The sequence below is a fragment of the Nostoc sp. genome (assembly GCF_041747015.1).
Lineage (GTDB): Bacteria > Cyanobacteriota > Cyanobacteriia > Cyanobacteriales > Nostocaceae > Nostoc.
This window is the reverse complement of the sequence record NZ_JBGTFY010000347.1, coordinates 1-19,343: the sequence shown is the minus strand read 5'-3', so window position 1 is coordinate 19,343 and position 19,343 is coordinate 1. Positions and strand designations below refer to the sequence as shown.

15 protein-coding genes and 3 pseudogenes are annotated in these 19,343 nt (G+C 43.1%); 13 read left to right on the top strand and 5 right to left on the bottom strand.

Translation table 11 applies throughout. The features are described from left to right. Window positions 1-259, bottom strand: a pseudogene (locus ACEW80_RS27815) (PfkB family carbohydrate kinase); the annotation flags it as partial. Here ACEW80_RS27815 and ACEW80_RS27810 point away from each other — a divergent pair. Next, window positions 257-964 (top strand): annotated as a pseudogene (locus tag ACEW80_RS27810) (Uma2 family endonuclease); the annotation flags it as partial. The pseudogenes ACEW80_RS27815 and ACEW80_RS27810 sit on opposite strands and share 3 nt — an antisense overlap. Before the next feature lie 579 nt (window positions 965-1,543). Then, window positions 1,544-2,797, top strand: a complete 1,254-nt coding sequence (locus ACEW80_RS27805) for a protein kinase (protein ID WP_373529701.1) — start codon at window positions 1,544-1,546, stop codon at window positions 2,795-2,797. Window positions 2,798-2,837: 40 nt separating this feature from the next. On the opposite strand, the gene ACEW80_RS27800 is transcribed toward ACEW80_RS27805, so the two are convergent. Continuing rightward, window positions 2,838-3,746: a DUF3365 domain-containing protein gene (locus tag ACEW80_RS27800; protein ID WP_373529700.1), complete on the bottom strand. Its 909-nt coding sequence runs from the start codon at window positions 3,744-3,746 to the stop codon at window positions 2,838-2,840. Window positions 3,747-4,226: 480 nt separating this feature from the next. On the opposite strand from ACEW80_RS27800, the gene ACEW80_RS27795 reads away from it, so the two are divergent. After that, window positions 4,227-6,116, top strand: a complete 1,890-nt coding sequence (locus tag ACEW80_RS27795) for a protein kinase (RefSeq protein ID WP_373529699.1) — start codon at window positions 4,227-4,229, stop codon at window positions 6,114-6,116. A gap of 192 nt (window positions 6,117-6,308) precedes the next feature. Continuing rightward, window positions 6,309-6,545: pseudogene (locus tag ACEW80_RS27790) on the top strand (hypothetical protein); the annotation flags it as partial. A gap of 31 nt (window positions 6,546-6,576) precedes the next feature. Here ACEW80_RS27790 and ACEW80_RS27785 read toward each other — a convergent pair. Continuing rightward, the gene (locus tag ACEW80_RS27785; protein WP_373529698.1) at window positions 6,577-7,278 is read right to left on the bottom strand and encodes a peptidoglycan-binding protein; all 702 of its coding nucleotides are present in this window, start codon (window positions 7,276-7,278) and stop codon (window positions 6,577-6,579) included. Between the two features lie 277 nt (window positions 7,279-7,555). Between ACEW80_RS27785 and ACEW80_RS27780 the strand changes: the two genes are divergently transcribed. From ACEW80_RS27780 to ACEW80_RS27750, 7 genes are all read left to right on the top strand, one after another. Continuing rightward, a complete protein-coding gene (locus ACEW80_RS27780) occupies window positions 7,556-9,004 on the top strand; it encodes a hypothetical protein (protein ID WP_373529697.1) in 1,449 nt (482 codons plus the stop codon). A gap of 184 nt (window positions 9,005-9,188) precedes the next feature. Continuing rightward, on the top strand, window positions 9,189-9,650 hold the full coding sequence (rimP, locus tag ACEW80_RS27775) for a ribosome maturation factor RimP (protein WP_373529696.1): 462 nt from the start codon (window positions 9,189-9,191) through the stop codon (window positions 9,648-9,650). A 197-nt stretch (window positions 9,651-9,847) separates the two neighbouring features. Then, window positions 9,848-11,125: a transcription termination factor NusA gene (gene nusA, locus ACEW80_RS27770; RefSeq protein WP_373529695.1), complete on the top strand. Its 1,278-nt coding sequence runs from the start codon at window positions 9,848-9,850 to the stop codon at window positions 11,123-11,125. 148 nt (window positions 11,126-11,273) lie between these two features. After that, window positions 11,274-11,543 carry a YlxR family protein gene (locus ACEW80_RS27765; protein WP_373529694.1) on the top strand — a complete coding sequence of 90 codons (270 nt, stop codon included), beginning with the start codon at window positions 11,274-11,276 and terminating at the stop codon, window positions 11,541-11,543. A 482-nt stretch (window positions 11,544-12,025) separates the two neighbouring features. Then, the gene (gene infB, locus ACEW80_RS27760) at window positions 12,026-15,178 is read left to right on the top strand and encodes a translation initiation factor IF-2 (protein WP_373529693.1); all 3,153 of its coding nucleotides are present in this window, start codon (window positions 12,026-12,028) and stop codon (window positions 15,176-15,178) included. A 95-nt stretch (window positions 15,179-15,273) separates the two neighbouring features. Then, window positions 15,274-15,894, top strand: coding sequence for a low-complexity tail membrane protein (locus ACEW80_RS27755; RefSeq protein ID WP_373529692.1), 621 nt, complete (start codon window positions 15,274-15,276; stop codon window positions 15,892-15,894). 121 nt (window positions 15,895-16,015) lie between these two features. Further along, on the top strand, window positions 16,016-16,213 hold the full coding sequence (locus ACEW80_RS27750) for a hypothetical protein (RefSeq protein ID WP_373529691.1): 198 nt from the start codon (window positions 16,016-16,018) through the stop codon (window positions 16,211-16,213). On the opposite strand, the gene ACEW80_RS27745 is transcribed toward ACEW80_RS27750, so the two are convergent. Both ACEW80_RS27745 and ACEW80_RS27740 read right to left on the bottom strand, forming a co-directional pair. After that, entirely contained in the window at window positions 16,210-16,743 is a 534-nt protein-coding gene (locus tag ACEW80_RS27745; RefSeq protein WP_373529690.1) for an alpha/beta hydrolase, read from the bottom strand. The genes ACEW80_RS27750 and ACEW80_RS27745 overlap by 4 nt on opposite strands. A gap of 192 nt (window positions 16,744-16,935) precedes the next feature. Then, window positions 16,936-18,126, bottom strand: coding sequence for a glycosyltransferase family 4 protein (locus tag ACEW80_RS27740; RefSeq protein WP_373529689.1), 1,191 nt, complete (start codon window positions 18,124-18,126; stop codon window positions 16,936-16,938). A gap of 172 nt (window positions 18,127-18,298) precedes the next feature. Between ACEW80_RS27740 and ACEW80_RS27735 the strand changes: the two genes are divergently transcribed. Together ACEW80_RS27735 and ACEW80_RS27730 are read left to right on the top strand one after the other, a co-directional pair. After that, entirely contained in the window at window positions 18,299-18,877 is a 579-nt protein-coding gene (locus ACEW80_RS27735) for an NADPH-dependent FMN reductase (RefSeq protein ID WP_373529688.1), read from the top strand. A 48-nt stretch (window positions 18,878-18,925) separates the two neighbouring features. Further along, window positions 18,926-19,072 carry a transcriptional regulator gene (locus tag ACEW80_RS27730; protein WP_373529687.1) on the top strand — a complete coding sequence of 49 codons (147 nt, stop codon included), beginning with the start codon at window positions 18,926-18,928 and terminating at the stop codon, window positions 19,070-19,072. The last annotated feature ends 271 nt before the right edge of the window (window positions 19,073-19,343 follow it).

Sequence of the window (19,343 nt, the reverse complement as noted above, 5' to 3'; positions counted from 1 at the left end):
CGATCGCTGCTTGTTCTTCCCCATCCACAGGAAAACCCACTAACTGCGCCGCCTCAACTTCATTCGGTGTAATAATGTCCACTAATGAGTAAAGTTCATCTGGTAAATTAGATGGTGCTGGTGCAGGATCGAGAATTACTTGGATGTTTGCACTTCTGGCTGCTTTGGCTGCTGCAACCACAGCAGCAATCGGAATTTCTAACTGTAAAAGCAGTGCTGTAGCTTCTGGTAATAAGTTGGACAATCGTTCTACATCTTCTTACAACCCTTACTTTTATACTTAACTTTTCAGCCCATTAGCTGGAATCCAGAATTAATTTACAGTGCTGCTGACCTTAATCTCTACTATGATCTTCAGCATCCTTTATGGTATAAGCGCCCAGATTGGTTTGGTGTAGTAGGCGTAGGAAAATTGTACAAAGGGCAGGACTTACGGTTAAGTTATGTAACTTGGCAAGAGCCAGCAAATCCCTTCGTGGTTATTGAGTTATTATCTCCAGGTACGGAAGACGAAGATTTAGGCACAAGAAGAGAAAGTGCAGCAGATAAACCTCCTAGCAAATGGGAAGTTTATGAACGAATTTTGCGGATTCCCTACTATGTTGTTTTTAGTCGCTATACTGATGAACTCCAAGCTTTTCAGTTAGTAGGCGGTCATTATGAACCGATGAATTTGACTGATGGATACCTACTAATGCCAGAGATTAATTTAAGTTTAGGCTTATGGCAGGGTTGATTTCGAGATATTGAACGGTTGTGGTTAAGGTGGTTTACTTTGGCGGGAGAATTAATTCCCGAACCCACAGAGGAAGCCGCTGCTGCAACTGAACGAGCTATCATTGCGGAACAAGAAGCTACAGAAGCTAGACAAGAAACTGCTCAAGCCAAACGAAAAGCAGAACAATTAGTAGAGCGTTTGCGTCAGTTAGGTGTCAATCCTGATGATCTAGATGAATTATTGTAACTTTAGGAGTCTTTTCTTATACGCAGCATAATTTTTTGCTTTTAAAGAATCACTATATCGAAAGCTTAGATAGTCGATACCGAGGCAGCTATCTCATAACAACATTAGCTCTCAAAAAGATTAATTTTTGAGCGCGATCGCATATTTAGCACTTGAAATACATATAATATTCTCCTTGGAAAGTTTATAGCAACCTCAGTTTTTCGGAAAAACCATGATGTCACGCTATATCCTTACTGTGCTAAAACTCAGTATCAATTGAGTTACTAGAGGTAAGATGTAGTTCAGCAGTAAATCCAAAAGGTTATGCCCAAAGCCCTTGCAGATATTACCGCAGACACTGGTATGTTCCGGCTGCTAAAATAATTACATAATAGTAGTATGAAAAAACTCCTCATGTAAAAATTGTTTATTTGGTCACACAAGACCATCAAAAGATTGTAGAAAAGTGTATTTCATTGTTTTGACAATGGTGCTAACCTCAATTTTAAGGATGTTATCAGCCTTTATCTGCTAGAGTTTCTGACTTTCAGCAAACTAGATAATCTATCAACAATAAGTCGCTAGGAGTGCGATGAAATGTCACAGTCCCCTATGACAAGACCAGAAATAGCTGCTGGAACTCTAATTGATAACCGCTATATTATCCAAAAACTTCTAGGACAAGGAGGATTGGGACGGACTTACTTGGCGTTTGATACTCGTCGCTTTAATGAAGCTTGTGTTCTCAAAGAGTTTGCACCCATTGGCACAGGGGAAAGTGGACTGGAACCATATCGCAACTTATTTAAAAGAGAAGCAAAAATTCTTCATCAATTGCAACATCCTCAAATTCCTAAGTTTTTAGCTTGTTTTGAAGGGGATGGTCGGCTATTCCTAGTACAAGAATATGTTGATGGTAAAACATATTCTAGGCTACTGGGAGAACTTCAAGGTCAAGGAAGAAATTTTTCTGAAGAGGAAGTTATACAGTGGCTAAAAAATCTGCTGCCTGTCTTGGAATATGTTCACCAGCACAACATTATCCATCGAGATATTTCTCCTGACAACATCATGTTACCTGATGGCAACGATCTGCCAGTGCTGATTGATTTCGGTGTTGGTAAGCAAATTGCCGACATAAATGAGAGGAGGAGTTCTAATCACCAAGTAACCTTTGTTGGCAAAATGTCCCTCGTTGGTAAAGTGGGATATGCTCCCCGCGAACAGATTAGCTTGGGTTTATGTTCTCCCTGTAGTGATCTTTATGCTTTGGGGGTAACAGCTATTGTACTACTTACAGGTAGAGATCCATCTTTACTAATGGATCAGTACTCACTTGAATGGAACTGGCGTTGTTATACTTGTATTAGTGATAACTTTGCTCTAGTACTCGACAGTATGTTGGCAGATAGACCTAACAAGCGATACCAAACAGCCAGGGAAGTAATCACAGATTTAGAGCGTATTGGACAACTAGAAGTGCCAATGTCTCAGGTAATGATGGTTGATGATTTACCTCCCACGGTTTTTACTCCTGAATTTCTGGCTATGTCGGCAATATCGCCGTCATACAACCAACTTGGAGAAACAATCTTTAGTTCACCTAGTTTACCTGCTAGTCCACAAACTGGACGAATTCAACAACGACCACAACCCTCATTGCAACCAGCATTTATCAAACATTGTCAGCAAGAGTTAGCTTACCACATTGGACCAATGGCAAATCTGATTATAGAAGAAATATTAGCTCAAGATCCTTACATTTCACCTGAGCAATTCATTGAACTCATAGCTAGGGAAATTCCTAACTTTCAAGCAGCTTTTGAATTCAAAAAAAGTTTATTTTCATAGATATTTAAACACCACTGATTTAGGGATAAGATTTAATTTTTTAGTTTCCTGAACCTCCCTGAGTGCGTTTGATTCTTTTCATTGCCATTTCTAAACTTAACTGCATCCGTTTAAAGGCTTTAGCTAAATTACCAATTTCATCATTAGACATCTGCTCAAATTCAACTTCCATATGTCCAGTACTGACTTCCTCAGCTATGCGAGTCATGCGCTTGAGAGGCATAACAACTTGTTGATTCAAGAAAAAGTTAACTAACAGGATAGTCGCTATAAATATAGTTGATACGATTAGGATAATTAGTAAAGAAGACTGATTGGCTTTGTTGATGACGTTATTCGCTGGTACTGATATAATCTGAGCGCCAACAATTTCATTCAGCTTCCACCCAAATCCATTTGCTGCACCATAAAGAGTAATCATACTTTGAGGTGCAACTTCGGGTGTACTATGACATTTCAGACAGCTTTCTTCAGAAATTGGCAGCGGACGAGCAACATAAAAGATATCTCCACTAGGAATTGAGCGAAATCCACTCACTTCTTTCAGGTCTGATTTATTTCTAAACCTTTCTACAATTTCCGTCTCAAAACCGTCAGCCTTATCCCGAAGATTTGTCGGATTAAGAGTTGCTTCTTTATAAAAAAAGTCACCGTAGTCTGTTGTTTTGCGTAAAATTTCAAATACTTCCCGTGCTGAGTATCCAGGCACAGTTTGCGGTAAAAACTCAGTTTCTAACTTATCAGCTAGCTTTGGATTAATTTGAGTACTGGTGTACTTACGAACAGAAATCATTGTTTGCATGAGCATGAATGCTGTTGAACTAATATCTTGTCTAGCATTCTGCCTAAGCAGAGAAGAAAGAGCCAATCCACTCAAGCTCAAACCGAATGTCAAAATTACCAATAAGAGAATTGTAAATTTTTGTTTCAGATTTAGATTCTTTAGCATAATTTTAGATTATCTACAAGTCAAATGATCATGACCAAATGTGGCTAAAATCGTCGTTTACTCTAGCATAAGCAATCAGTTAAAGATTTTGGTGTAAAGGTTATTTTAACTAAAACTATTAGGGTATACCCAACTTTGATACTATTAATTATTTAGTAATTATTGAGGTTAATGAAAATGTTCTCTAAGTAACCAAGTTCCAGAAAGCTACAACGGCAATTCAAATGGAATTCCCAACAATTCATGTTGGCTGTTCTGATACCAGGGCTATTTCATTCTAGGCATAAACTGCCCAAAACTAAAGTTTCAGGCTAATAGCTAAAGTCCGTTAAAACGGACTATAACCTTTTTTCAGTCGTCTTTAGACGAATGAGTGCTATTAGACTCAGAATGAATTCTGAGGCGGGCTAGATGAGAATGAAATAGCCCCGGTTCTGATACAGTGACAAAATAAATACCAGGAATCGTCAAATATTACTAATGGTGTGGAATCCAGGAAAGTCTTTATTCGGGGGGCGCTATATTATCGAAAGTCAATTAGGCGAAGGCGGAATTGGCATTACTTATCTTGCTATAAATCAACGGAATCAACTGCGAGTAATTAAAACCCTCAAAGAAGAAATCTTGAATCATCCCGCCTGGATACTCCACCGAAACAAGTTACGGCAAGACTTCCGTGATGAAGCAGTTCGGCTAGCTGTGTGTCACCATCCTCACATAGTACAGATAGAAACCATCTTCGATGATGGAAATTTGCCTTGTATGGTGATGGAGTACATCGAAGGCGAAGACTTAGGACAGTATCTGAGACGGATGGGGGTGCTACCAGAAGCAGAAGCGTTGCTGTATATCCGGCAAATTGGCGACGCTTTGACGCTAATTCACTCTAAAGGACTGCTGCATCGTGATTTAAAACCACGCAACATCATGGTTCGCATCGATAAATCAGAAGCAGTGCTGATTGACTTTGGCATCGCTAGAGAATTTATTCCCAATATGATCCAAAGACATACAGTATACCGCACTCCTGGTTTTGCCCCACCTGAGCAGTATGAATCAGAAGCGCCACGAGGAGAATACATTGATATTTACGCCCTAGCCGCTACTTTGTATAATTTGCTTACCGCAGTTATACCGACAAGTGCAGACGATCGCCGTCATAATATTAATTTAGAACCACCACAATATTTTAATCCTAAAATCAGCAACAGGGTAAATCAGGCTATCATGTGCGGCATGGATTTGGAGTCAACCTATCGTCCCCAGTCTGTGCAGGAGTGGCTAGATTTATTAGGTTCTGACATGGATGAAGATGTAGCACCAATGACATCTAATTTTGTGAAACCGCCTAGATTAAAAGCACCTCCACCTGTTGTATTAGATCAGCATCACTGGCAATGTGTGCAGACCCTCAGAGGTCATTCTAGTATGGTTCATGCGATCGCCATTAGCCCAGACGGGCAATTTATTGCTAGTGGCAGTAATGACAAGACGATCAAACTTTGGCAACTAGGTACTGGCAAGCTAGTGCGTCAACTGGGTCGTTGGTCTTCTGGTCATTCTAATATGGTTCATTCCATCGCCTTTAGCTCAATCTCCCCAAACTTTTCTTATCAAGAGGAGTCCGGCAAATCTGTAAGAGGCGCAGATATAAACTGGGGAATCTTGGCTAGCGGTAGTTGGGATAATACTATCAAATTGTGGGATGTAAACACAGGCAAAGAAATTCGTACCCTCATTGGTCACGCTAATTGGGTGAATTCCGTTGCCTTTAGTTCAGATGGCAAGTTTCTAGCAAGTGGTAGTGCTGACTGCACAATTAAACTGTGGCAGGTACACACAGGCATAGAAATCCAAACTTTCATCGGTCATTCCGACTCAGTTTCGTCAGTCGCCTACTCTCCAAAAACGCCTGCAACGAACAGCAATGATAGACAGCTTGTGGCTAGTAGCAGTAACGACTACACCATCAAACTGTGGCAAGTACACACAGGCAGAAACATTTGCACACTTACAGGTCATTCCTTCTTTGTCAACTGTATCGCCTTCAGCCAGGATGGCGAAATCATCGCTAGTGGCAGTGGTGACAACACGATTAAACTGTGGGATGTCAACACAGGTAGAGAAATTCGCACTCTCATTGGTCATTCTGATTCAGTTTGGTCAGTCGCCTTTAGCCAAAATGGGCAACTTCTCGCTAGTGGCAGTTGGGACAATACTATCAAGCTGTGGCACGTACACAGTGGTAGAGAAATCAGCACACTTACAGGTCATTCCAACTATGTAAGATGCGTCGCCTTTAGTGCCGATGGCCAAAGCCTAGTTAGCGGTGGTGATGACGATACTATCAAGATTTGGCGACGAAGGTAGTAAATAATTCAAAATTCAAAATCTTTTTCTTTAGTGTGGTTCGATACTTTTAAATCTACAGATAGAACTGCGATCGCCCCAAATTTATGACAATAATGACGGCAACCATGATTTTTGAACAATAAATTTTATGGGCTTTGGTATTGGTGATTTATTCTGGATTTTCCTCCTTCTGACTTCTTTGCAACCCCTTTGGCAACCGGGCGCGTCACCCACGACTATCCCATCACTATTGAGGAAGCAACAGAAATGGGGCTGCCCGTAACAGTCGGACTGCCCCATTCTATTTATGATCTCATGGATTTGTATCCACAGCCACAAGGAGGACGACCCTCCGTCCAGTACATTCCTATGCCTTACAATGACCGCCGTCCAAATCTACCCACGCCCAAGGACAGACCCTTAGAAGAACCAAATCAGATGACTTGAGGGGCTTTGGGCTAGAAGTTTTTTGTGGCGATTAGGGTGTAGATGTCGGAGTAGCTGTTGGTGTCGCCATCGGTGTTGCCATCGGTGTAGCTGTTGGTGTTGGTGTTGGTGTAGCCATTGGCGTAGCCATCGGTTTAGACGTTGGTGTAGCTGTTGGAGTAGCCATCGGTTTAGACGTTGGTGTAGCCATTGGCGTAGCCATCGGTTTAGACGTTGGTGTAGCTGTTGGAGTAGCTGTTGGCGTAGCCGTCGGCTGACTGAAGACTGTCTTTGCTTCTTCATTCAGCTTTTGGCGGAGTGCTAAATTAGCAATTCCCGTTTCTTGCAACTGATATTTCTTTTGATACTCCTTCACCGCTGCTTCCGTCCGGGAACCATAAAAATTATCCCGGGGGAGGGGAGGATTTGGCTTCAACACTGCATTCAAATTTGCTTGCAAAATTTGAATAATGGTGGCAGCATAATTTTGGGTTTTTGTCCCTGCTATCCCATCAACTGGTTTTAGCTTATAACCCGTCTGAAATTCACGAACTGCCTTTTTAGTTTCCTCATCCCTCAAGGAAGTATTTGTTACCTTGACGTTATAGCCTAATCCCCGCAATACAGCACGGAATTGCTGTGGCGTATAGCTACGTTGAGCATCTGCGAAACCTGTGTCTACTATTACTAAGCTAGCAGTTATCAGGCAGGTAGCAGCAAAAGTTGCGCTTGATTTTCCAAACCCACACCACATATTTAAAACTCCTTTGGGTTAAATCAGCAGGATTATAATCCTTAACAGCTGCATTTTAAGTTTGTTTTATAACTTTTTTCGCAATTATTTAATGATTTTTGAATAATTTATGAGCTATATTTTGTAAAACTCAACTCAGCATACATAATGATTTTTGTCATCAATCAAAAGAAGTAGCTTGTATTTGTTGAGGGAATTAGTTGCAAAGACCCAGAAGTTAATAAATGAGAGAGCTTATATTCAAAATATCTAAAACTTGTATAATTTAAAACAAAAAATGAAAAATATAAAATCTTCTAAGCAGCAGAACTTTTGGTTTGAAAGATTCATGGCAATTACTGCCATAGTAAATTTATGTTTAGTTTTGTTTGATTTAAGTTACGTACCTTGGCGGGATTTATACTTGCGAAAACTTCCCCAAATTACCCAGATTTATGATCCAATTAAAGGTATTGAACCTCATCGAGACACAAAAAACTATCTCGAAACAGTAGACGCACTAGAAGAACAGGTAAACCAAACAGGGTTACAATCGCCTCAGGCAAAAGGCAAGCTAATCCAAATAAGTCGTCTTAGCAGCGAGATGGTTGACAGCAACCCGTTTGCAGGAGTGAATAAGAGTGGTACTCTGGAAAAAATTAAAAATCGGATGCGCGATCGCATCGGTAATGAATCTGCAAAACAATCCTTTGCCACTTTTTGGAGTCAGTCGTACATATCACAAAATGGCTGGGTTCAAGAAATTAATTTTTTCAACCAGAGAATCCGCCCTTTGATTGCCACTAACTACTACCGCCAAATCGGGGAAAGTGGCGAATTTGTTGATGATTTCTGGATGATTGACTTACCCTTTGTGATTTTATTTGGCATAGAATTGCTAGGGCGTACCTTCTTGGTCAAACGCCGCCGTCCTGGTTTAAGCTGGTTTGAAGCCCTATTGTGGCGTTGGTACGATTTATTTTTACTGCTACCATTTTGGCGGGGGTTACGAATTTTACCTGTATTAGTTCGCCTCGATCAAGCGCAGTTATTGGATCTCCATCCAGTGCGAAAGCAAATTCATCACGGAATTGTCGCCAATTTTGCCGAAGAACTTACAGAAGTTGTAGTGGTGAGGGTAATTAATCAGGTTCAGGGTTCAATTAGGCGGGGTGAGTTAACGCACTGGCTCTCGCAACAAGAAAATTTACGTCCCTACATAGATATTAATAATGTCAATGAAGTAGAAGCGATCGCAGGTCTTTTGGTAAAAACAATTGTCTACCAAGTGCTACCCGAAATCCAACCTGCGATCGTTGCCATTTTGCGCCACAATATCGAAACCGTCTTTCATCAAGTCCCCGTCTACCGCAATCTCCAAAACCTCCCTGGAGTAGGACAAGCCAAAAACCAGTTAAGCGAACAACTAGCAACCCAAATTACAACTAACCTTTACAAAACTTTAGTTAGCGCTGTTGAAGACCCTGTTGGCGCAAAACTCACCAGTCAACTAGTAGAAAGCTTTAGCCAAGCCTTGGGAACGCAAATAAAGGAAAAACACGTACTTTCAGAAATTCAGAGTTTACTCTTTGACTTCTTAGAGGAAATCAAGATCAACTATGTCCAGCGTTTGTCTCAAGAAGATATAGACCAAATTATCGAGCAAACCAGGCAGTTACGAACAAAAGCATCAGTTCCAGTAGTAGTTGATAAAAGCACCGCTCTCACAAAAAGACGGCAAGGATAGAGGGATGAGGGAGACAAGGAGGACAAAAGGAATTAAGTAATGCCCAATGCCCAATGCGCGACTATAAAAGAAATACGCTAAACTCTAAGTAGGCGAATCATCATTGGTTCGTCACAAGACTTCTTGGAAGATATACCTATCGCAGGAAGTGGGTCGATGCCCACTTTTTTTATTGAATTTTCTCATGGCTCATCCCTTAGTCCCACAAATTATTGATTTGGCAACACCAGTGGCAGAAGAACTGGGATTGGAAGTGGTTGGCGTGGTTTTTCACACTAACCAAAATCCACCAGTATTGCGGGTAGACATTCGCAATCCTCAGCAAAACACTGGGTTGAATGATTGTGAGAGAATGAGCCGTGCTTTAGAAGCTTCCTTAGATACTGCCCAAATCGTTCCAGATGCCTATGTCTTAGAAGTGTCCAGTCCTGGTATTTCGCGGCAACTGGTCACTGACAGGGAGTTTATTTCCTTTAAAGGATTTCCTGTTATCATCTTCACTTCCCCACCCCACGACGGACAACAAGAGTGGATTGGTCAGTTGATTCGCCGGGATGAGACAGCACTTTACTTAAACCAAAAAGGTCGTGTAGTCGAAATTCCCTGCTCCCTAATTACTAAGGTGCAGCTAGACGAGCGCCGATAAACAAAGGGCTAGGGCTTAGGAGTTAGAGACTAGAGCCGCTTGCCTCAATGCTAGAGCTTAGGGGCTAGAAGTTATGAACTAGGAGCTAGAGATTAGAGAAGTGTAAAGCTATTCTTTAATCCCTAGTTCTATATAATGCATAGTTCTCAGTCCTCACTCCCCACTCCCCACTCCCTAATTTTTAAAGGAGATTGCTTATGTCAATGGTTACTTTACCTGGATTAAAAGAATTAATTGAAAGTATAAGTCGCGATCGCAATTTACCCCGGCTTGCAGTTCAATCAGCTATTAGAGAAGCACTACTCAAAGGCTATGAACGTTATCGCCGCGCCCAAAATTTAGAGCGCAAACAGTTTGACGAAGATTATTTTGAGAATTTTGAAGTAGAACTCGATATTGAAGGAGAAGGATTTCGCGTTCTTTCCACCAAAACCATTGTCGAAGAAGTCAATAACACAGACCATCAGATTTCCCTAGACGAAGTTCAACAAGTAGCTCCCGAAGCCCAGTTAGGGGACTCGGTGGTGCTGGATGTTACCCCCGATCAAGGAGAATTTGGTCGAATGGCGGCGATGCAAACCAAGCAAGTACTGGCGCAAAAATTACGGGATCAACAGCGCCAGATGGTGCAAGAAGAGTTCCAAGACTTAGAAGGAACTGTTCTGCAATCAAGAGTCCTGCGGTTTGAGCGCCAATCGGTAGTTCTGGCAGTCACCAGTAACTTTGGTCAGCCAGAAGTCGAAGCCGAATTACCAAAGCGGGAACAACTGCCTAACGATAATTATCGGGCAAATGCCACCTTCAAAATATATCTCAAAAAAGTCTCCCAAGGTCAGCAACGGGGACCACAGTTACTTGTATCTCGTGCTGATGCTGGTTTGGTGGTTTATCTTTTCGCCAACGAAGTTCCAGAAATTGAAGATGAAGTGGTACGGATTGTTGCCGTAGCTAGGGAAGCAAACCCCCCCTCCCGTTATGTAGGCCCTCGGACTAAAATAGCAGTAGATACTCTTGATCGCGATGTAGACCCGGTTGGCGCTTGTATCGGAGCCAGGGGATCGCGAATTCAAGTGGTAGTCAACGAATTGCGCGGTGAAAAAATAGATGTAATTCGTTGGTCCCCAGATCCAGCAACGTACATTGCCAATGCTTTGAGTCCAGCCCGGGTGGATGAAGTGCGCCTTATGGACCCAGAAAGTCGCCAAACTCACGTATTAGTGGCTGAAGATCAACTGAGTTTAGCCATTGGCAAAGAAGGACAAAATGTCCGTTTAGCAGCCCGCCTGACTGGTTGGAAAATTGACATCAAAGATAAAGCTAAGTATGACTATGCAGGAGAGGATGCCAAATTTACAGCGGTCAGAGCAAAATATCAATCAGAGGAAGACGAGCTTGACTTTGAGGACGAATTAGAGGATGAAAATCAGGAGGAATTAGAGGAGGAGGATACTTTTGAGAACAACAATGATGAGTAATTTATTAATTTTGTGAATTTTTGATACTGTTGACTGTAGTCTCAGTCTCAAGGATTATTTTTTCAAAGGAAACTTGGTATAAGTAAAAAATAGTAATAATAAACTTATTTTTACACCCAAAATGCTGGACTGAAATCACACAAAACCGATGAAACCAAATTATCGGCGCTGTATTAGTTGTCGCAAAGTAGCCTCAAAAGATGAGTTTTGGCGGATTGTCCGCGTCTTTCCGTCGGGAAAGGTACAATTAGATCAGGGCATGGGCCGTTCTGCCTATATTTGTCCGCAAGCGAGTTGCTTACAAGCGGCTCAAAAAAAAAATAGACTAGGGCGATCGCTACATGCATCAGTGCCAGAAACACTGTACCAAAGCTTGTCGCAACGTCTAGCCCACATCAATACCCAAAATTATATTTAGTTGGAACAACTTAGTGGCGTCATCACCAGAGGAATTGTGCGAAAGCCGAAGTCGTGTTTTCATCACACGCTCTGTTGATCGTTAAGGTTAGTGCCAAAATAGTAAATGGGTGTAAAAGGCATTCGACTCTTCAATAATAAAGAGGGGCGAGGCAACATTCCCAGAACAAGATGTAATCGATTGTATTGTGGAAGACTGAGAATCAACAAAACAAGAAACTACAAAATGGCAACCTGGTAGCGCTCAGGCGCAGTTCGGCAGTCAAGGGTTTCTCTAAAAATCTTTTATTTAAAAAATTTTTATGGATGTCCCTCAACCATCATTCTTGGTGGAGATGCCATTATTAAACCGAAACATCTCTCTTTCCTGATTGGAGGCACCGGCAAAAACTAAACGGCAACCTAAAAACAGTAATCCCAGGATGGAGATGTCGCAAACCAGGCAACCATCCGCTAAAACTGTAAATTAAAGGGGAAGAGTGGATGAACAACGGCAAAGTTAGAATCTATGAATTATCAAAGGAATTGAATTTGGATAACAAAGAGCTACTAGCAATTTGCGACCAGCTCAGCATCTCGGTCAAAAGCCATAGCAGCACGATTTCCGAATCTGAGGCAGAAAACATTCGCACGGCAGCAGAAAAACTCGCAGCTACGAATGTGTCGGCCAAAAAGGAACTAGGTACAACCAGCCATAAGCCAAATTCACCACCGAACGGCGGACGTAACCGACCTGCTGCACCCCACAAACAGCAAATTTTGGAAATACGCAAACCCACAATATTGAGAAATACTACTTCCAACGCCCCAGAGGCGTCAATTGCTAACAATACCCAAGCTGCCTTGTCTGAAGCTAATCCTCCCTCTCCTCCACGGCCTTTTGCTACACCAGTCTCATCCATGAAGCCGGCGGCACCAACTCGACCCGTACCCCGGAATCAATCTGAGACTCAAGAGCAGCCCACTGTAACAGACCTGGAACAAACGCCCAATCCAAATCAGCCCTCGGAAAAAATAGCAGGGGAAAAACCGGAAAAAATAGTTCCAACCAGGTCGAAACCGGAAAAACCTCAAAAACCGCAATTAGTTGCCCCACCAGCTAGACCGGCGACAGAAGAAGCTCAGGTGTCTGAGCCGGAGCTATCTCAGACGGGAGATAAACCAATTCTCAAACGCGAACGCCCCCGACCAGTGGAAGGCGATCGCGATCAAGTCAAGCCCAGAGTTGCTAAACTGCCAACTGACCAGTCCGCACCAGCTGCCCCACAAAGACAGGCTCGCCCTACCCCCTCACCCACCAGACCGGAGCAGAGGGCAAGTAGACCATCAGCACCATCACCACTAGGAGAGGGGCAACGACCCAGGCCAGCCCGTCCTGGTGAAGCTGTAGCAGCAATGCCGACCGCTACTCCACCAAGACATATGTCAGGAATGGCGGGTAAATCTGACGGATTAGGTGATGAGCCAGTTGCACCCGATCTCCTCGATTTAAAACGCCCAAGTCCGCCTCGCCCGACCAAAGGTGGCAAAAAGTGGGTAGAAGAGGAAATTATTGACGAAGTTAAAGAGAAGGCCAAGGCTGGGGTCAAAGGCAAGCGGATCAAGCCAATACTTGATGATGACTTTGAAGAAGATTTGCTGGATGAGGACGATCTAGACGCACCAACTACCGTCCTAGTCAGCCTTTCCATCGCCCGTCCTCCCAAACCCAAAGCGACTCGACCGATGCAGATGCCAGGCGCAACGCTTGCTAGCGCCCCAACTGCCAGAACAAGAGGTAAAAAATCTGGTTCCAAGTCTGGTTCTAGCCGTGATCACCACAACAACCGTCGCCAAGAAGCTGAAACAAAGCGCGATCGCCCCGAAAAAGTGGTGATCACAGGCCCGTTGACTGTACAAGAACTATCTGACGTTTTAGCCGTTGCCGATACAGAGATTGTAAAAATCCTCTTCCTTAAAGGCATGGCGGTGAGTATCACCCAAAATCTGGATATTCCGACAATTACCCTGGTAGGAAAAGAACTAGAAATAGAAGTTGAAACCGTCGAGCGAGAAGCAGAAGCTCGAAAAGTTACGGAAATGGTCGGCGCAGAAGACCGAGAATATCTCCACCGCCGTCCGCCAGTCGTGACAATTATGGGTCACGTAGACCACGGTAAAACCACCCTACTCGACTCGATTCGCAAAACCAAAGTGGCTGCTGGTGAAGCTGGTGGTATCACTCAACACATTGGTGCGTACCATGTGGAAGTAGAACATGAAGGCAAACCCCAGCAGATAGTCTTCTTAGATACCCCCGGTCACGAAGCCTTTACCGCTATGCGAGCCAGAGGAGCCAGGGTGACAGACATTGCTGTGTTAGTAGTGGCTGCTGATGATGGTGTCCGTCCCCAAACCATTGAAGCCATTAGCCACGCCCAAGCTGCGGGAGTGCCAATTGTTGTAGCAATCAACAAAATTGACAAAGAAGCAGCACAGCCAGAGCGGGTGAAACAAGAACTCACTCAGTATGGTCTGACCGCAGAAGACTGGGGTGGTGAGACAATCATGGTTCCTGTGAGCGCTATCAGAGGCGAAAACCTAGATACGCTTTTAGAGATGATTCTGCTGGTAGCAGAAGTGGGAGAACTGTCTGCCAACCCAGACCGTTCCGCCAAAGGAACTGTGATTGAAGCACATCTGGATAAAGCCAAGGGAGCAGTTGCTACCCTGCTGATTCAGAATGGTACCCTCCATGTGGGAGATATGCTCGTAGCCGGCTCCGCCTTTGGTAAGGTGCGGGCAATGGTTAATGACAGAGGAGCAAGAGTCGATATCGCCTCTCCTTCCTTTGCTGTGGAGGTGTTGGGCTTAAGTGATGTGCCAGCAGCAGGTGACGAGTTCGAGGTCTTCTATAACGAGAAAGAAGCAAGAACACTCGCTAGCGATCGCGCAGACAGACAACGCATATCTCGCCTGTTGCAAGGACGTGTTACCCTTACAACTCTATCGGCTCAAGCCCAAGAAGGCGAGTTGAAAGAACTCAACTTGATCTTGAAAGGAGACGTCCAAGGTTCCGTGGAAGCCATTGTGGGAGCGATCAAGCAAATCCCCCAAAACGAGGTTCAAATTCGGATGCTGTTGGCTACTGCTGGGGAAATCACCGAGACAGATATCGACTTAGCATCTGCCAGTAACGCTGTGATTATTGGCTTCAATACTACCTTCGCCAGTGGGGCCAGACAAGCCGCCGATGAAGCGGGTGTGGATGTCCGGGAATACAACGTGATCTACAAACTCCTGGAAGATATCCAAGATGCCTTAGAAGGTCTTTTGGAACCAGAGTTGGTGGAAGAACCATTGGGTCAAACCGAAGTCCGTGCCGTCTTCCCAGTTGGCCGTGGTGCTGTTGCAGGTTGTTATGTTCAGTCTGGCAAGTTAGTTCGTAACTGCAAAGTTAGGATACGACGCGGCGGTAAGGTACTCTACGAAGGCGTGCTTGATTCCCTAAAACGGATGAAAGAGGATGCCCGTGAGGTCAACGCCGGTTATGAATGCGGTGTCGGCATGGATAAATTCAATGATTGGGTTGAAGGTGACATCATCGAAGCCTACCAGATGGTTACTAAGCGCCGAACTCTTACCTTAACAAGATAGTGTTGAGGGTAAAATACTTAGAAGTTAGGAATGATTAGTTAGAAGTTAAAAGCTTCTAACTAACTCCTAACTCCTAACTCCTAACTTTAGATAATATGCCTTCATTTCGCTCTGAACCTATTTTGTGGATTCACGTCGCTGGGTTGGCGACATTGCCTGTTTTTTTAGTACTCTGCTTATTGTTCCTGTCTGTAGGCGAGCCATTTTTGCCGGTCTGGATGGAACTCTTCTTGGTTGCCGCCATTGGTATTATGCCCCTGCTATGGATGCAGTTGCGTCGCCCTTTTTATATATTTGCTCTTTTAGGAATAGCCCTAAAGCCAGAAAATCTGACTGAGCGGCAACGAAAAATTCTCTATTTAGTTAATACAAAGTTAAATCGTATCCTAGCTTTAGTAGCAGCAGTATTGTCGGTTTGGATGCTGTGGTATCTCTACCAAATTGCCCCATTAGTCGCAAATACAGCTAAATTTTTACCGCAATGGCGCAGCCTTGGGCTATTTTTTGCGGGGTTAGCCTTTCTGGCTAGCAATCTATTTTTACAAATTCCTGTGAGTGTAATGCGGGTTTTAGTGACTAATGACACAGAATTCGCGGCTATAGAACCATTATCTTTAGAAAAGATTAAACAGGATTTCACAATTTTAGGGGTACGAGTTAATCAAATCTTGCCCCGATTGTTGCAATCTCTATTTAGGATTAATACAGATTTATAGCAGCCCCCAAAGCCATATTATTTTACTTTAGAAAGCCGACAAATAAGCAGCAGGGGAGCAGGGCAAAATTTATAACTCTTGACTACTGACTGTTAAAATTAAAACAAAGGAATGAGGAATTATGGCTCAAATTCCAGCCTCTAGCGATCGCCAATTTTCTGCTGATACTGAAATTTGGTATAGCCTCAAATGTGCGATTTCCACTAGTTCCGGTTTTCAACGCTGGCAACTAGAACGCGATGCTCAATTACAAGGACTTCGTTTGGAACAGCAGGTACAACGGTATTTACGAGAAACTTTAGAAACTTTAGCCTACTAAAAATTAAGTAAATCTTCTAAGCTTGTTTGCAAGCGACGGAGTTGACGGTACGCACTCCCCAAGCGATTGCCATCAACTTCTAGTTCATTTGTGGGATAATTCTTAATAATTTCGAGCAGCGATACCTGTCCGTCTTGACTCGCGGAAAGTACCAAAGCAGATCGCAAAGCCTGTCGATCTGCTCTCCGAGACGGTGTATAAATAACTTGACTCATTTGATCCAAAATAATATTACCAATTCGGCTATTCAGCACTTTATCTAAAAATACAAGGTTTACCTTCACTGGTTCTGTTAAATACTGGCGAACTGCTTTGGGATCTTGTCGCGCCAAAGCTAAATTAACTCGTAGCGAAGGTGAGAGTTCACCTGTTTGGGCAAAGGTAGATAGCTCCTTGACTGAAAGTGATTCACGGAAGATGCTATACTTCAGCACCATTCGTTCCGCAGCAAAGACAGGAGTGGAAAAAAGTAGACAGATACCAACTAATAAAACTAAGATGCGACGCAGCGTCAAAAATTGAAAACGCATTTTTCCTACTTTCCTGAAGATTTGCTTTTGCTGGGATAATATCCCAGCAAAATTAGTTGCCGCATCCGGCTTTAGGTAACAATAAAAAATAAATCATTCAGTAGTTGTTGGGGAGGCAGCTTTACTTTAATGGCATCAAGTCTAACTAAATTTACTTAGACTTGATATTGGATTTAAAACATTTTAATCTAGTTAATACCACGCGATTTGCGATCGCTCTTGCACAACTCGTTGATAAACTTCTTCGGTTTGCTTGGCTAATTTCGGCCAGCTAAAGCGCCGCTCTAAATCCTCATAAGCGTTATCCACCAACCATTGCCGATATCCTGGATTTTTCAACACTTCCAAAATTCCCCAAGCTAAAGAATCGGGATTATTCGTCCAAGTCACAATACCTGTTTTGGTGTGTTGCACCACTTCTGGAAAACCACCTGTATCAGAAACTACTACAGGTACACGAGAAGCAAAGCTTTCTAAAGCTACAATTCCAAAGGGTTCGTAAAGACTAGGAAACACAGCACAATCAGCAACAGTTTGAAATTTATCTAAGTATTTATCAGAGAGAAAACCTGTAAAATAGCAATGATGCCAAATTCCCAAATTCCAGGCTTGGCGCTTGAGATGGTCAGTATTGCCGCCACCAACGATCACAAATTTAACATTACCTCCCATTTCCCAAAGTATTTTGGGTGCAGCATTGAGCAATATAGGTATACCCTTTTCGTAGGTCATGCGACCGAGGTAATAGACGATGTTCTCATCATCTGTAGCAAATTGGCGGCGGAAATCCAGAGCATTAAAATTTATGTGATGCTGTTTCTTTTCGGCTCGGATACCGTTATAAATAACATCAATTTTGTCCCAAGGACTGTGTAGGGCTCGTTCTACTTCCCGCCGCATATACTCACTGCAAACTATAATCCGCCAAGCGTTGTAAGCCAGCAAAATTTCTTTGCCATTAATATAGCCTTGGATGTGTGTGTGAATACCGTTATGGCGTCCGTATTCCGTTGCGTGGATTGTGGAAATTAGTGGTATTTTAAAATTATGCTTCAGAGCGATCGCAGCATCTCCTACTAACCAATCATGGGCATGAATTAAATCAAAGCTTCCTTCCTCTAGGATCAACTTACCACCGTGATATCCCATACTCAGGTTGAGATTGACTACCCAATGGAAAAAATCGTTACTATGGCCGACTGGCACCCGATGCACCTTTACTCCCTCAACTACCTCGTACATCGATGCCTGACCAAACTCCGCCGTAATCAGGTGGACTTCATGCCCTAGTTTTACCAGTTCCGGGTACAATTCTGCTACATGACGCGCAATTCCCCCAACAATCCTTGGTGGAAATTCCCAACTCAGTACCAGTATCTTCATGTGCTAGACTCCCCAACACTTTACAAATATATCTAAAAAACTATATTTATCTAAAAATACAAGGGTAGTGAATGCAGTGAGTATTTTTACCAAAATTTTTAGATTTTTTAACAGTTATTTTGTTAAAGCTTATCAGCTGAATTAGCCAATCCTTCACATTAAACCTACAAATATGACATCCACACCCAAAATTCTCGCCTTTGCTGGCAGCACCCGGATTGATTCGTACAATAAAAAATTGGTAAAAATCGCGGCGGCTGGCGCTCAGGCAGCAGGTGCAGAAGTGACTTATATAGACCTACGCGATTTGCCTTTACCTCTTTTTGATGAAGATTTGGAAGCTGAAGCCGGACTACCTGCCAACGCCCAGACTTTCAAACACTTGATGATTTCTCATCAAGGATTGCTGATTGCTTCGCCTGAATATAACAGTTCACTCACAGCAGTTTTGAAGAACGCTATTGACTGGGCATCCCGTCCAGCTCCAAATGAAGCACCGTTGGCAGCTTTTGCAGGTAAGGTTGCTGCCATTATGAGTACTTCCCCAGGCGCTATTGGAGGTCTACGGGGTTTGGTTCACCTGCGGTCTATTTTGGGAAACATCAAAGTTTTGGTACTTCCCGATCAGATAGCCCTACCAAAAGCTTACGAAGCTTTTAATCCCGATGGCATATTAAAAGATCCTAAACAGCAAGAATCTATTGAAAAGTTAGGCGATATCCTAACAAAAATATTGCTAAAGCTCAACTAAATTCTTCAGGTATTCAGCGATCGCAGAAAATCTAAACATCCTGGCGGATTGATCAAGCGTCAGTACTTTGAACGGCTAAATATCACAATTACTGACTTTGCTGATATTATTAATGTATCTCCTAAAACTGGATCTGAGATAGTTAATGAGCAAGTAAGTGTTACACCAGGGTTAGCGCATCTCAAAGCTTATTGACAAGCGGAATTGCCCGATCAGCAATAAGGTTTGAAACAAAGTGGCGCTGTCAGAGCTAGGTTAAGATTTAATAAGCTGCTCCGGGAGAGTCAAAAGAATTCAATGTGAAAAGCGACCGCACCTATGCAGATTTAGCTAGAGCAGAAGAAGCCCCACGTCTCACCCTGTACTCAGGGGAGCGTGGGATGAATTCTGGGCAATGATAGCGTTCGCGTAGCGTCTCGTAGAGAAGCGGTAGCGAGTCATCGAGCGTCGGAATTGACTTTCCGTG